Raw genomic sequence first — 15,157 nt, 5'->3', positions numbered from 1 at the left:
GTCAACATGATTTCTCAAAGCCTTGAGGAAATGCTCTATGATAATATTGGTAAAAGAATAAGAACAATTAGACTAGCTAGGGGACTTACACAGCTTGAATTTAGCAAAAGGATACAATTATCTAGACCATCAGTAACTAACATCGAAAACGGTATTCAAAAAGTTTCTCTGATATCTCTATACCAGATTGGAATGGCATTGAATGTTTCTATATATGACTTGCTCCCCGAAAGTGTTGGAAGAAATAAAAAGAAGAGAATTAATGATAGTATTGTTGACAATTCACTATAATTAATGTGATCTTGCGGTGTTACACTAAGTCATAGCTTCAAAGTAGCTAATAACAAAAAAGCGCCTATTTAGAATAGGCGCTTCGCTAAATTCCCAAGTTGGCTCTCAAGTATCTTTAATAATTCTCCTGATTTCTTAAGGAGATACACATCCCCTGGTATTATTTTTTCGTTACATGGAGTAATACCAAACCTCCCCAGTTCACGTAACAACTTTTCTGTTGAACGAATATAAGGGTGTAACCTTACAATCTCTACAGCCGCAATATATTCTTCCCTGAAATTCGAAAAATGCTGATGAGATATTAATGTGAAGTTGCCTGAACGAAGAGTCTTTGTCCCTTTAATATAACCAAACTTCACCCATCGCTCTACAGAGGATCTCTTTATTCTCAATATATTAGAGATATCCTCAATCGTCAGCATTCCATTCTTTAAGAAATTAAGGACTTCATTTTTGTCAAAGTAGTATTGATTTAACCCTATACCAGTTGACTTCTTACAAGCAGCTAATTTGCTATTTAGTACACTCTCCACGAGATCGGCCAATTTTAACCCATACTTCATAAACCAACTTAACGTGTTATAGAAGTTTATTTCCTCTTTTGCATCACTCTGCGTTCTTATGTTGTTATCAAAAGCCTCAATAATTGATATCACCATATCCTCTGCATATAGCCAATTAGGATTCCCATCTAAATGAACACCACCTATAGGTTTAAGTACCCCTCTTTCCTGTAACATTTCAATTTGATCTAGTCCTATCCCTAAGCTCCGTGCAACCTCTCTCCTGTTTAACCCTGTTTTATTCAAAATAGCATTTTGGCGTTTTAATGTAGCTGTTATTTTAGAAGATACCTTGCTATAGGCAAAGTCACTAATGAGTATTTTATTAGAGTATCCTGTTTTCCAGTATTGCTCTAGGTAAGTTTCAAAGGCCTTAACAATAAACTTCAACTTTTTATTATAATAATGTTCTTCAAAGAAAGTCTTAAGTTTTGAAAAAACAATTGGATTCCCCTTTTGGATGCGTACCTTATCAACAAACTGAAAGAAACTATTTGGCCAATCTTGGAATACCTCTACTATTTCATCAAGTTTATTAATCTGGTCTTTTCTTCTCTGACCCCTAATCAGTACTGCAAGAGTGATCATCACATAGACAGAATGACTAAGTGGTAGTTTAATTAATAGGTTTTCTTTTACCAGATTTACTTTTCTGTAAAATATCTTATGCAAGAATTGTTGATCATCTGATTCTACAATAACTACTTTTGAATCTGCATAATTAAAACCACATTTACAACTGCTTAGACTGTCTCGATACGGATCGATTATTTTATGACATACTTGACATTCATCTATTAATAAACATTTGTGGATGTTACAAATAGTGAAAAGCGATAACTCCCAACTATTTTTATGATACCTTGTCTCTTTTAAACATAATGGACAAATTCTCTGTTTATGAGCGCAAGTACCACGACGCCAAATCATATGTTTAATATTCTCTTCAATTTCATTTTCATAGTCATCAAACAAACTGTGATATAGAGTAAGTTTCTGCAAAACACTTATTGGATGCGAACATAAAATGCTTAATCTCGTCAGATCTAAGCTCTTTTTCGGAATTAACAAATTTTCGAACTTATTATATTTCTGCAGACCTAAATATCGGAAAAGCATTTTGGAGTCATTGTAACCATTAGCTTCGGAGAGTCTAACTATATAGCCCCTTAAACTTTCATCTGGAAATGGCCTTGGTCTAATGAGTAATTGCATCTTAACCTACTACTTTCGTTTTTTAAAAGTAATTATCCCCTTGTTCCAACTGTTTATATACATGTATCTATTGTTATATAGAAACAGTGGATGCTTACGCGACTAAGTATTCTACTTTTATGTGTAAGAAACGAAGAAACATTTTTTCTCAGAAAATAAAACAATCAAAAGTACCACTTACTCAAGGAGAATGGCTGTTTCGATTAGCTTTCAAGTTCTTATTGTGCTTTTTTAAAAGCATTTAACTAACGTCTCCCATCGTATTATGAGGTCAGCCAGTTTTTACTGGTTGACCTCTTTTGGTATGGTCATCCTTTCTTGAAAACTATATCAGAGACGTAGAGTCTGCTGCAGGAATACGTCCCTCCATGGTTATGGAGGCTACAGGACATTATCATAGTCCTGTTGCTCAGTTTCTGGATGAGCACCAGTATATAACCATCGTCATTAATCCGTTAATCTCATTCGAAGCAAAAAAAAAACAATTTGAGACGGGTAAATGAGTGACGTCAGAATTGATGAGAAAAGACTAAGGAAAAAGCTAGATTTATCAAGGGTCGCTTTCATAAATAATGAGAAGACTTCTTCTGAAGAACCTTATTAAGGCCCGATTTTCATAATTACTGATAATATCCGCATTGGGTAGTCTGAATATTTATACACGAAACCACAATAAACCCCTAATCCTACAGATCGGGGGTTTATTGTACCTTTTTAAACCAGGTTACATTTTCCAGAGTTATACCGCTGCTGCATGAAAGTAACTTAAGAAGGCTACCTCCCCCTTCAGTTCTCCTAGGCTGCGAAATGCTTGCCCGTTCGGTTACACCTGTATTTTACGATCCTTCCATCTCACCGAGCGTAAGATGCGTGCGCGAAATAGGGAGTACGCGTGAATGGCCGTGAAAAACAAAAACAAAAGCGGGTAGAACACAAATATCCACCTTCTGAAATTGCCGCATCTTCGGGAGAATAGCATCGTTTGCAAAGCATAAGCCGCATACAATAAAAAGCTAAGCGCCAAGCCAACGGGATTTATTGACGCTACGGAAGACAGGAGCGCTCCTGCGCTTATAAAACTTCCGGAAATCCAAAGGATGGTCATCAACATAACGATCGGATGGGTGGACTTTGAACCGACGGCAAAGCTTTTACACCAGCCCTCTATGAGGCTTCGCGTACCTTCCGGGTACATGCGGAAATGAATTACCCCGCTCCCGCCCATGCAGCTGACAGGAAGACTTTTGTCCATAAAGGCCTGCCCTAGCGCTAGATCGTCCAAGACGGCGCCCAAGATTTTGCGATGGCCTCCTGTCGAGAAGTATTCGTCTTTGTCGCATAGAATGCAAGGACCGAAAGAACCCGCGGTTTTGAACCGAGCTCCCCACCTGTTGAATACATTCATCCCGACAATCACGATCACGTTAAATATAGCTGATAAATTCTCATATAACCGATGCACCGTATGATAGGGCTGCAGGGATAAAATGCCTCTGGCGCCTTGCCGTTTGTAGAAGCCAAGTATTCTATATAGGCTGTCAGCATCGGCAAGAGACGTGTCCGCATCCAAGAACATGAGCCATTGTCCATTTGCGTGCTTCGCTCCGCGCCAACAGGCGGCGGATTTCCCCGATCCTGATTCCACTGCATCGTTGCAGAGCACCTTCGCCCCGAAGCTTGCAGCAATCGCCGCCGTCCGGTCGGTCGAGTGATCGTCCACAACCAGAACCTCGAACGAACGGTAACGCTGCTCTTGCAAGGAACGCAGCAACGGATAAATCCGGCGCTCTTCGTTCCTTGCCGGGATAATGATGGATACGAAGGGGAGACGAATCTTGCTCTCCGTATTCGTCACAACCGGCAAAGACCAGAACATGAAGACCCCGACGAGAAGAGCCATTATGCCGAGCATAAGATGGATTCCTTCGGACAAGAGCATTAGTCTTCCCTCCTCAACTTCGCTTCCCGGAATAGTCGTATATCATTCCCTGATCGTCCTGCAGCAGCTCTTGAACTGCAATTTTGGCCGATAACAACACGATCGGAACGCCCGCTCCAGGGTGCGTGCTGCTGCCGGTAAAGTAAAGATTGTCGCAATGCTTAGCTTTACTCTGAGGACGCATGTGGTTGCTTTGGGACAAGATCGGCATCAGCCCGAAGGTGGCCCCGTTATAGGCGTTGAATTTCGACTCGAAGTCGCGCGGCGTGATGCAAGTTTCGGAGACGATCTCCCGGTCGATATTCTCAAAGCCTCGGATCTTCCTTAAGGTGTTAAGAATGTAGGACCGATATTCCGCAATCGTCTGTTCGTTCCATTCATATTTCGCCGAGGCCGCATGGGACACCGGCATTAGAATGTACAGCCCGTCTTTGCCTTCCGGAGCAAGCGACGCGTCCATCTTGGATGCAATATAAACGTAGAACGACCCGTTGGTCAATTTATTACCGGCAAAGATGTCATTCAGATTTTTCTTCAGATCGTCCGTAAAAATAAAATTATGAACGTGTTCGATTTCCTCGTATTTCCGGTCCATGCCCAGATAGAGGAGGAAACACGAGCAGGAGTATTTCATTTTATCGATCTTCTTATCCGTGTATTTCCCTTTCGTTGCCCTGTCTTTCACTAGGTTTTTTATGGCGTATGGGAAGTCTGCGTTGCAAACCACGAGATCAGCCGGCACTCTCCGCCCGTCTACGATAATGCCCTCCGCTTTGCGGTTATGCACGACGATTTCCTGCACATTCGCGTTATAGTGAACCGTCCCGCCCAGTTCTTTGAAAAGCCTCTCCATTGCCGTAGCCATCGTATACATTCCGCCCTTGATAAACCATACCCCGTACAGGAATTGAAGCATAGGAATCATCGTATAGAACGACGGACTCCTGAAAGGCGATATCCCGATGTACAAGGTCTGAAAGCTGATCATCTGCTTAAGCCGTTCGTTCTTTATATATTTGCTCATGAAACGATCGGCCGTGTCGAAAGTCTTTAGCTTCAGCGCTTTCTTCAACATGGAGAAGTTGTAGAAATCGCGGGGTTTACGGAAGGGTCTCTGGATGATGTTGTGCTTGGCAACCATAAAGCGTTTATAAATTTCATGCAGATAGAGAAAAAAGCCCTCCACATCGGCTTCGCTGATTTGCTCGACCGTCTTCGTAAATTCCACAAAATCGGAAGTAATATCGTAAGGTTCGTGGGGCTTATCGCTGTAATATACCCGGTACATCGGGTCCAATCTCTCCATGGGGATATAATCGTCCGGATTGCGGCCGCAAAACTGGAAGATCTCCCTGTACAATTCCGGCATCATGACGATCGTCGGACCCAGATCGAATGCATAACCGCCCGTTTGGATACGGTTCATTTTCCCGCCCGGCAAGGCTTCCTTCTCGTAGATTTCGACCTGGTATCCGGCATGTTGCAATCTTATGGCGCTGGCAAGTCCTGCGACGCCCGCTCCGATAACGATGACTTTCTTATTCATAAGTGAATGACCTCGCTCCCAATTCATCCATCGCCGACGTAATCGTAACGATTCGCCCGCGATTGTAACGCTGCACAATAATGAATGGCAAGTTGAACAATAAGGCGTACATAATCATGATCCATCCGACCCATAAGGGATTCCAAATAAAAAATAAAGGGGCAGGAATGATCGACAGCCAGTGGGTCAGCTCCGCGCGTTTAGTTTCGGCGGCAAACCCATTCAGGTCGCCAATGCGGGTTCCATGCAATCTCTTTTTGGCATACCCCGATCTCAGAATCACGGTTCCGTCTATCAGGCGTCCTTTCCATTTCTTCACGTAAAATAATCGCTGCCATAGCTTGCCGGACTGTTCCCATGCAAAAATCCGAAACCAGAAGCTTTCTTTCAGAAAGGAAGACGAAGGAAGCTTCAAGCAAAAGAAAGAGATCGTGGTATGAAAAAATGCCCAAGCGAAGATATCGATCAGCACGATCCAATAGTTAGGTAACGATATGGGCGGCACGGCAATCCTCCTTATCGATTCTCTAATTACAACAACCATTTTCTAAACCTTCGCACGATCCGCATGTCCTGATCGGTATAAGGCGAATATTTGTCGGAAACATGCAGGAAGCGATAAGCTCTGTAATCGGTCTTCTCATAACCAAAAGCCAGAAATCCCGCTTTGCCGTGATAAGCACCATGTCCGCTGCGCCCTACGCCGCCGAAGGCAACGCGGGGATTGGCGCCATGATGGATGACTTGATTGACGCTTAGAGTTGTCGATCGCATATAGCTGCCGACCAGCCTTATGTGCTGCTTGTTCTTGCTGAATAGATAAGCGACCAATGCATCGCGCTGAATCGTCCCTTGATCCAATAGGGATTCCAGGTCGCGGTAGGCAATGACGGGAAGAACAGGACCAAAAATCTCCTCCTCCAACAAGGGGCTTCCCGATTGAATATCCGTTAGCACGGTCGGAGCAATGTATAAATCATCGGCATCGTATGCCCCCCCAATCCGAGCTTTGCCTTGCGCGAGTAGCCGCAGCAGCTTCTGAAAATGTCCGGCATGGCAGATGCGGGCGTAGTCTTTGCTCTCCTTGGGCATTTCCCCGTAAAACTCAGATAGCGCCGCGGAGATTTCCGATAGCGTCGACTCGTACACTGATTCATGCACGAATAACGTGTCGGGAGCAATGCAGGTCTGGCCTGCGTTAAGAAATTTACCCCAGACGATTTCCCGAACGGCCTCGGGCGAAAAACCCGTTTCATCCATGATGCATGGGTTTTTCCCTCCAAGCTCTAATAGGACAGGGGTGAGCTGCTTTGCCGCCTGCTGCGATACAGCCTTTCCGGTCTCTTGGCTCCCCGTAAAGAAGATCATATCGAACGGCAGTGCCGTCAATTGCTTGGCCGTATCCCTATCTCCCGTCACCACGGTTAATATTTCCGGCGGAAACGTTAGGCTGACCAACTCGCGGAGCAGCTTGCTCGTTGCTGGCGCGTATTCCGAAGGTTTGATCACGCAACGGTTACCTGCGGCGATCGCGCTAATGGCCGGCATTAACGCGAGCTGAAGCGGATAATTCCAGGGGCTGATAATAAGTACGGTTCCGTACGGGCTTCTCTTCGTACGTATCATTTCTATGTATCCGAATTTGAACTGTCTGGAGCGCTCGGGTTTCGTCCAGCTCGCCAGCGACTTGCATACGTACTCAATCTCATTCAACAAGAGCGCGACTTCGAAGGAAAAGGCTTCAAACGTCGGTCTGCGCATATCCGACACAATCGCTTCTACCCATGCCTTTTCATGGTCCACAAGCATCCGTTTTAGTTGCAGCAGCGTTTGCTTTCGCTCCTTCACGGAAGGGACGGAGCGCCGTAGACGATAGGTTTGTTGCTTTTCCAATAACTCGCGCAGCTCGCTAAACTCCCGATCATCCATGGTTCGAATCCCTTTGCACGATTTTGTCCCGCACCTGCTGGCCGCTTAAAGTTACCATGGGCATGCCGCCTCCCGGATTTACCGTACCGCCGACAAAGTAAAGATTGTCATATCGGGTGCTTTGCTTCGGATGCTTAAACCCTCTATTTTTGTTGCGATCGGACACGGTACCGTAGATAGCCCCGCGATCGGATCCATAGACCCGTCTAATATCTTCCGGCGTCCATACGTCTTTGGTTACGATATGATCGCGCAAGCCGTCGAGCCCCATTTTTTCCAATTTGATCAACACCCGTTCGGTAAACCGATCATAATCTTGCTGCGTCAAAGGTTGATCTTGAATGTAAGGAATATGAGGCAATACTTTTAAATTCTCGTATCCTTCCCGAGTCTGCGATGGATCCGATTTGTTCACATTCACTAGATAGATGATGGGATCATCGGGCAGCTTATGCCGTCGAAAGATCGCATCCATTTGCTGCTTCATATTGTCCGCAAAGAAAAAGTTGTGGTGCGCCAGCTGAGGGTACGTTTTCTTCACGCCCAAATGGATGACAAGACCCGAGCTAGCCGGCTCGTACTTCTTTTTCAACTTATGGACGAACGTCTTCTCTTCCTGCAGCAGCTGTTCATAGAACGGGATGACTTCCATATTGGAGATATAGTAATCTGCTGATAACTCCGTCCCGTCCTCCAATACAGCATGGGTTATTCGGCTATCGTTCTTGTTAATCCGGACAATCCGTTTGCCCATATGTAACTCCACGCCGATTTCCTCCGCCAGCTTCACCAATCCGCGGGCGAGCAAGTGCATCCCGCCAGGGACATACCATAGGCCTTGCTTATGCTGCATGTAGATCATCATATTCAATACGGCCGGCGCTTCATAAGGAGAAGAGCCGACGTATTTGATGTAATAAGAGAGCATGTCGCGCAGCTCCCGATTACTAATTCGTTTGGCGATGGACTTATGTACCGTAGAGAACAAGTCGAAGTTCATCAAAGCGTTGAATACCCCGTTATATTGCGCGATATCCTTGGTGTTGTCGGCACCGTGCTTAAAGTATCCTTGCTCCGTCATCTCGTATAGCTTTTTAGAGTATTGAAGCAATTGCCTGTATTCGAATATATCGCGGTCATTCAGCGAGGAATTGTTGGCTTTCATATCTTCGATATCTTCATAGAGATCGATAATATTGCCGCTTGGGAAAAAAGATCGCCACTGATGGTTCAATTTGATGGCGGGGACGTAATCGCTCATCCTTCTGCCGCTCGCAGCAAACAATCGTTCGAAGATATGTGGCATCGTCAGAATAGAAGGCCCCAGATCAAATCCGAAGCCATCTTGCTCGAGCCGATTCAGTTTGCCGCCGATATGGCGATTCTGTTCATACAGGGCTACGTGATAGCCGCTTTGTCTCAAGGATATAGCCGCGGACAGGCCGCCAAGCCCGCCGCCGATAATCACTACGCTTTTCATATCCGACAATACAAACAACACCTTTCAGCGATTTAGGAGCAGTTGCCGATGGCAGAGTTAATCTTGGTCATTGTGTCCTTGGTTACATAGCCGCGCTTGGAGAAACAGTCATAATCGCTGCCTCTTACGGCATCCAATATGCCTCTGTACAAGCCTGCGGACAGAGCGAGCGGCAGCCTGCTATCCGCATCAAAGAGATGGATGCTGCTATAGAACCGGTCGTATAAGGCTTCCGCATGTTTAGCCAACCGCTCCCACAGGTTCATGAAGTTCTCATTGATGAGACCCTCGCGTAAATCCGCCTGTGTATATCGGAAGCGCTCCATCTCCTCTTCGGGCAAATAGATGCGCTGCTTTTTATAGAAATCTTCGCCCACGTCGCGCAGGATATTCGTTATTTGCATAGCGATGCCCAGCTCAATCGCCGATGGACGCAAATCGCCAGATGCTTCGGATGCCAGAACGGGCAATAGCATTAAACCTACAGAGCCGGCAACATAGTAACTATAGTTCTCAAGCTCATGCATCGTTCTCGGAATGGCAAAATTCAAATCGGCCAACTGCCCTGCTAGTTGATCATAGAAGGGCTGGATGTCCATCTCGTAGTCCGTAAAGACTCTTCTGAGGGCGCGCCACAAGGGATGATCCACATCAGCCCGGTCCCTGAATAAATCGAGCTCTTGTTTCAACTGGCGCAAAGACTCGAACCTTTCCGTATGCGGTTGGTTGGAATCCGCGCAATCGTCCGCCGTTCTGCAAAAAGCATATATGGCGTAGACGGCATTGGCTTTATCCGGCGGAAGCTGGGAAAAAGCATAGTAAAAACTTTTGGAATGCTTCTTGATAATGGCTTCACAGTAAGCAAAATCAGCTTTCGTTTGCCCTGCGTTCATTAAGATCCTCTCCCGACCCTCTGGGTTCCCGTATTCTTTCATGCGCTTGAGATTGGCTAATTTAGCATAACGAGACGTTCTTCGAACCTTAATCTCCCGGATATTGGCGGCACCGAGTCCGAACATGGCGAGCCTAAGCACCAGCTCGGCTTGTTGGAAACACAAATGCCAGCTTCTCTTCCGATCCATCGGCCGTCTCTACCAGACTGCTTCCGATCCCGGCAAATATAATCCCTGAACATCCTGTTGCAGACAAAGATCCAGGTGTTCGTCTTTGCGCTTGCTCGTGCTGGCTTCATCCGTATGTACGTCGTTGTTGGCGGTCGTCATCAGTTATTATTCCCCTCAACTAATCTGTTAAGACCTGTACCATCTCCAATGCGCATCCCACTTATTCCAGATTCATTTTGTATAGATTATGTATAGATTTATGTTAATAATAGCTAATTTTGTATAGATTGTCTATCGATTTAGTCCTCTGCCCAAAAAAAATTACCCTCTCCTGCAATGAGAGGGTAATTCGCTTATGCATTGTACCAATCTTCCCATTGATCCGCGGTCAGATAGCGCACGTTAGCTTTAACGTTACGCCTGGCAGCTGGGTCGTCGAAAGCCGCGCCTCCTAACAGGAACCGCAATCCGTGATTATTCCGCGCGGCTTTTTCGATCCAATTCATAAGCTTGTCTATATAGCGCGTGTCCGTCACGGAAACCGCGATGAACGAAACATTCTGGCGTTCGATAATCCCATCAAGCTCCTGTAATGGAGTATCCGGGCCGGAATACAAGACATTCGCGCCTCGTTGGCGCAAGAACAGGCTGAAAGACATCAGTCCGAGATGGTGGCGTTCTCCTTCCGGGCAGAAAGCGAGCACGACCGGCAGGCTCGGATTGACGGGAAAGACCCGAAACAAAGCCGATAATCTCCGCAATATCGTTTCCGAAGCGAAATGCTCCTGGACTACGGTGACTTTCCCTGCCTCCCACTCCGCCCCGACTCGATAGAGAACAGGAACGATGATTTGCCGGAACGTTTCCTGGAAATCGTACAAGGCAAACGCAAGATCAATGGTTTGATCCGCTTGCGCTGAATTGAAATGGATTAACTCGCTGTATAGCTTATCGACCAATCGGTCGTACGACCGATCGATTACCTGCTGCTCTTCAGCCTCGTCCGGAGGGACAGACTCTCTTTGCTGCAGCAGCATCACCGCTTCGCTGATTTTCAAGCCTTTATTTTCGATATGGTCTTTTAGATAACGGAGCTTGGCAAGATCTTCCTCGCTAAGCAGGCGGTGACCGCCGCTGCTTCGTTTAGGGGAGATTACACCGTAACGATTCTCCCAGGCACGGATCGTAACCACCGGAATGTCCAGAAGTTCGGATGCCCTCTTCATGCTATACATTCTTCGTTCCCTCCTCATTGCAATTATACATAATCGATACAAAATGAGGAGGGTTATTCGCGAGAATTTATACTTTTTTATCCCGTTGCTAAAATCTCTTGCTTATTATGTATAGATTACGTATAGTTGCTTTCAAAAACCTACACATAATTGAGGAGCTTATTCCTATAAACAGGCAACAACCTACGGTTTTGAAAGAGCACTAATGGGAATCCAAGCTTCTCGCCGTATGTAAGCATTGAAAGTTCCCTTACCATGATCTAATCGATATGCACGAAAGCCAAATACGGCTTCAACAAGCCATCGAAGCCTTCCATGTCGTCGCGGAGACAGTTCATAGGCTGGACGGTAAAGCAAATGAAATTAAGCTGATCCTAAATTGAAGACGTGAGCGACAATAAAAACGGCACCTCCAGGAAGCTCGGAAGCTTAGGGAAGGTGCCCATACTCCTCTATTTCAACCCAATAACATCCGTAAAAATTTCTCGATAACGGTGACAAAACTTTGCCGTCACTTATGATACGGTTCACCGTAATGTATCTAAACAAAGAGTAAGATTCAACCACAAAATATACATCAATGTTTGAATCATCGATTTTCTTAACTCCAGTAATCAAATTCCACTACCACTCGACTGGTTTATAATACCCTAGAGATATAAGAATCTGCGTTGTTAAAAAATACTTTTTACTTTTGACTATTTGCCCGTTTAACAGAGTGAAATTCTTGTCATTTCAATTTCTGGTTCAGAAAAAAAAAAGAGATGGTAAACTTACAACACTTACTCTGATACTTTTTATTTCTAAATTTACGTTCCTTGCTAAACCTTCTGTTCTGTTATAGCTTCATCATTAATATAGATTAAAAGGTGGCCAACCATTTAGAGGAGGTATAGTTGATTGCTGGCGTTTATATCTGTTTTTTTAATCACCTATGTACTGTTTTCACTCTCAGGAATCTTGTTTCCTACCGACCTTGCCTATTATGCTGACCTCAAAAAACCGGATTGGAATCCACCAAAACAATTATTTGGCATTGTATGGGGAATTATTTATGCGCTTATTTCACTCTCTGTAGCAATAGTTTATTTAGATACTTCTGGGTTTAAAGAAGCTTCTATATTTTATCTTGTTATCTTGTTAATTAATTATGTAGCTAATCAAGCGTTTGTCTTCATCGAATTCAAACTCAAAAATCCTTCTCTGGCGTTTCTAGATACAGCAATTGTAGCTGTAACAACAGCTTTGCTCATTTACTTTACAGTGCCTTATTCTACACTTGCTGCTTGGCTCTTGGTGCCATATTTACTTTGGTCTTGTTTTGCCACAGTCTTAGCGCATACCATTTTTAAGCTTAATGAATAAACGTATTATTCTAATGGAGACTTTTTGCTATTTCGGAAAGGTAACAAATTTAATTGAATCGCATCTACAAAAGTGTAATTAAAACCATATTGATACATCAATACATGGACTATAAAAAGTAATTTATGATGTCTAGAACGACTTAATCCCCCTCGTATAATGACGGCACATAATAACTTCTACAAAATGGTCTTCTTTATAGCCGCCTTCTTATCATTTTCGTTATATGATTGACTCTCATTTCCCAATAGCTTACCAATAAGCTTTTAAAAATTTTGATATACCTTTAATGCAATGTTAGCCATTTCTTTAAGCTTTTCAATATCCAATCCTTCGATTTCAAAGTCTTCAATGACATGCTCAAAGTAAGTCCAATCATCACTAACATCAATTACTTTATTTCTTTTATTAATTCTGAAAAAGTATCGAACCCTTCAATATCAATGTATTGTCTAGCTAATTTTTCAAATCCATCTTCATCTGCAATTTATCCTGTTGTGGAAAAACTAACAATGTAATGCTCAAAATAATTCTCTAGATAATTATAATTCTCCACTAATAACTCTCCTTAAATTCCCCAGTTTCAGTTCGCATGTTTAGTTAAAAATCATTTCCTTTTAGAATTAAGAAATGCTAAAACTGAGCCCACTGAACCAACTACCAATGTAGCAAAAATCAGTGCCAGATAAAATAATTCCTGATTTTTATTCAAAACATCAAAAATTTTTTGTTTAAATATTACAAGCTCAACGATTAGAATAAGTACCCAAAAAGTAAAAACGCTTGATAAACGAAACATTAATTTCACTCCTTTAAAAATGAAACGGTAGCATCTAATTATTCTACCACATATTGGAACAATCCTACCTTTTAGTTGAAAAACGGCAACCGAACGTAGGCCGGTTGCCGTATTATTAGGTATTATGCTAGTGAAATAAATTCAAAGGTACTTCTTTGTCCAATTATTAAAAACTATAGTAAAAATAATTAGGCCTAACACAATTAACAAGCCTCCAAAAATGATGGGACAATAAATAATTACATTTGCTATACATTCATTATCTTGTAGACTCTTCATTGGGTTAAAATACTCTGACGCCTAAACTCTACCTTTCATGATGCCAAGATTATATGCCGGCTGCTGTTGTGTTAGTTCCTCGTTAGTTTAAATAAAGACGATCAATTAGTTGAGATGACATCGATAATTCCTTCATCTTCAAACCTATCATACTAAATGTTAATTTTTAATAATCTTTTAATATCAGCAATTAAAGGCTCTCGTCCAGGCTCCATTGACTCACTATATTGCTGCAAAAGCTGTTCGAGAAGCAAATGATATGCCATTTCATAAGATTCATTACTATTACATTCGATATCGGGTAAAACTCCTATGTCATTCCAATTACCTTTTGTTATTGGATTAATCGGGTAAGCATTTGGAATAAAGGCTTGAAAATGGTCATTTACGCGATGAACACTTCCGGCATTTGCTTTGCCAGCTGTCTTTTCGCCGATAATTTTCACTCTTTGAATTGCTTGTAGACTGTATGCGAACTCTTCAGCGCAGGATCCCGTATTCTGACTCGTTAGGATATAAACAGGCTTTTTTGCACCAAATTTTTCTCCAGGTACAAACGGCAAACTCCAAATGGACTGAGTTTTATCGTAGAATCGCCAATAAATATCATTTAAATGTACTGGTGAGTTGCCATCTAACAAGTAACTTGCGATAAATGCACTCATTATTGAAGAACCACCGTAATTATTTCTGAGATCAATGATTAATCCATCTGTACCCGAAATAAAGCTCATCGTGTGTGCTGCCATTCTACCAGCATGTTCCGGATACACAAACTCGTTTATGACAAGATATCCTATATTACCTGGTAATCTCTCTGCTCGTTTAAATCCATAATTATTCAATTTTTGACGAAATAGTAAGTTTTCATCATTTATCGGATCGTGCTGTTGAAGAGGTAAGGCAGATTCACTAAAAGCAAAATCCAAATGTTTGTCATTACTTATCTTTTGCAGGTCTGTCGTAATTTTCTCCGCTAAGGTGAAGCCAGTTTCATCCTTGTAATAATCCCCTTCAGATAGCTTTTTAAGCAGCGAAGTCTTTATGACTTCGGCGGTGTTTGGGAAAATGTAATAATCGAGTAGTAGGGCACCAAGAGATTCAACAGTAGTTTCAATAAAAACATCATCCAGTCTAAATGAGGTCAATCTGTATCTTCCTTTCCGCCACGGCAGTTTTATTAACCCTCTTAAATTCCTATATTTCCCTGTTTAACTATATGATACAGATTAAAAAATGTATATAACAGAATGGAAATTTTATGTAGTGTTCTTTGTTTTAATTGATATTCTGTATTAAAACAGGTTGTCTAAATTAGTAAAACAGAATAGGTACAGAGTGATAGCTACATAGAAGTAATTATATTTACCATACACAGCAATGAAATGATGCCGTTACGCTAAACTGCCCATCGTATTATGAGATCAACCATTTCTTTCTGGTTGATCC

The 15,157-nt window shown here is 42.9% G+C and carries 13 protein-coding genes; 2 read left to right on the top strand and 11 right to left on the bottom strand.

Annotation, left to right across the window (positions count from 1 at the left end):
* Window positions 1-6: 6 nt before the first annotated feature.
* Window positions 7-291, top strand: a complete 285-nt coding sequence (locus QQK89_RS25675; protein ID WP_284241586.1) for a helix-turn-helix domain-containing protein — start codon at window positions 7-9, stop codon at window positions 289-291.
* A gap of 68 nt (window positions 292-359) precedes the next feature.
* Here QQK89_RS25675 and QQK89_RS25670 read toward each other — a convergent pair whose 3' ends face one another.
* The 9 genes from QQK89_RS25670 to QQK89_RS25630 all read right to left on the bottom strand — a co-directional run bounded on the left by QQK89_RS25670 (window position 360) and on the right by QQK89_RS25630 (window position 11,265).
* Window positions 360-2,072, bottom strand: coding sequence for a TniQ family protein (locus QQK89_RS25670; protein WP_284241585.1), 1,713 nt, complete (start codon window positions 2,070-2,072; stop codon window positions 360-362).
* A gap of 823 nt (window positions 2,073-2,895) precedes the next feature.
* Window positions 2,896-4,011, bottom strand: coding sequence for a glycosyltransferase family 2 protein (locus tag QQK89_RS25665; RefSeq protein ID WP_284241584.1), 1,116 nt, complete (start codon window positions 4,009-4,011; stop codon window positions 2,896-2,898).
* Between the two features lie 13 nt (window positions 4,012-4,024).
* Window positions 4,025-5,557: a phytoene desaturase family protein gene (locus tag QQK89_RS25660; RefSeq protein WP_284241583.1), complete on the bottom strand. Its 1,533-nt coding sequence runs from the start codon at window positions 5,555-5,557 to the stop codon at window positions 4,025-4,027.
* Window positions 5,550-6,062 carry a glycosyl-4,4'-diaponeurosporenoate acyltransferase gene (locus QQK89_RS25655; protein ID WP_284241582.1) on the bottom strand — a complete coding sequence of 171 codons (513 nt, stop codon included), beginning with the start codon at window positions 6,060-6,062 and terminating at the stop codon, window positions 5,550-5,552. The genes QQK89_RS25660 and QQK89_RS25655 overlap by 8 nt, the downstream gene beginning before the upstream one ends.
* A 26-nt stretch (window positions 6,063-6,088) precedes the next feature.
* A complete protein-coding gene (locus QQK89_RS25650; RefSeq protein WP_284241581.1) occupies window positions 6,089-7,486 on the bottom strand; it encodes an aldehyde dehydrogenase family protein in 1,398 nt (465 codons plus the stop codon).
* Entirely contained in the window at window positions 7,479-8,966 is a 1,488-nt protein-coding gene (locus QQK89_RS25645; RefSeq protein ID WP_284241621.1) for a phytoene desaturase family protein, read from the bottom strand. The genes QQK89_RS25650 and QQK89_RS25645 overlap by 8 nt, the downstream gene beginning before the upstream one ends.
* 32 nt (window positions 8,967-8,998) lie before the next feature.
* Window positions 8,999-9,859, bottom strand: a complete 861-nt coding sequence (locus QQK89_RS25640) for a phytoene/squalene synthase family protein (protein WP_284241580.1) — start codon at window positions 9,857-9,859, stop codon at window positions 8,999-9,001.
* Between the two features lie 198 nt (window positions 9,860-10,057).
* Entirely contained in the window at window positions 10,058-10,189 is a 132-nt protein-coding gene (locus QQK89_RS25635; RefSeq protein WP_284241579.1) for a hypothetical protein, read from the bottom strand.
* A 194-nt stretch (window positions 10,190-10,383) separates the two neighbouring features.
* Window positions 10,384-11,265 (bottom strand): MerR family transcriptional regulator, encoded by an 882-nt coding sequence (locus tag QQK89_RS25630; RefSeq protein WP_284241578.1) that lies wholly within the window; start codon window positions 11,263-11,265, stop codon window positions 10,384-10,386.
* A 900-nt stretch (window positions 11,266-12,165) separates the two neighbouring features.
* On the opposite strand from QQK89_RS25630, the gene QQK89_RS25625 reads away from it, so the two are divergent.
* Complete coding sequence (locus QQK89_RS25625) at window positions 12,166-12,630, top strand: TspO/MBR family protein (protein ID WP_284241577.1); 465 nt, start codon at window positions 12,166-12,168, stop codon at window positions 12,628-12,630.
* A gap of 607 nt (window positions 12,631-13,237) precedes the next feature.
* On the opposite strand, the gene QQK89_RS25620 is transcribed toward QQK89_RS25625, so the two are convergent.
* Together QQK89_RS25620 and QQK89_RS25615 are read right to left on the bottom strand one after the other, a co-directional pair.
* Window positions 13,238-13,429, bottom strand: a complete 192-nt coding sequence (locus tag QQK89_RS25620; protein ID WP_284241576.1) for a hypothetical protein — start codon at window positions 13,427-13,429, stop codon at window positions 13,238-13,240.
* Window positions 13,430-13,860: 431 nt separating this feature from the next.
* On the bottom strand, window positions 13,861-14,856 hold the full coding sequence (locus QQK89_RS25615; RefSeq protein WP_284241575.1) for a S41 family peptidase: 996 nt from the start codon (window positions 14,854-14,856) through the stop codon (window positions 13,861-13,863).
* Between the last annotated feature and the right edge of the window lie 301 nt (window positions 14,857-15,157).

The organism is Paenibacillus glycanilyticus (genome assembly GCF_030161375.1).
Classification (GTDB): Bacteria; Bacillota; Bacilli; order Paenibacillales; family Paenibacillaceae; genus Pristimantibacillus; species Pristimantibacillus glycanilyticus_B.
Note: the sequence above shows the minus strand (reverse complement) of the source record. Positions and strands in the feature narration are given on the sequence as shown.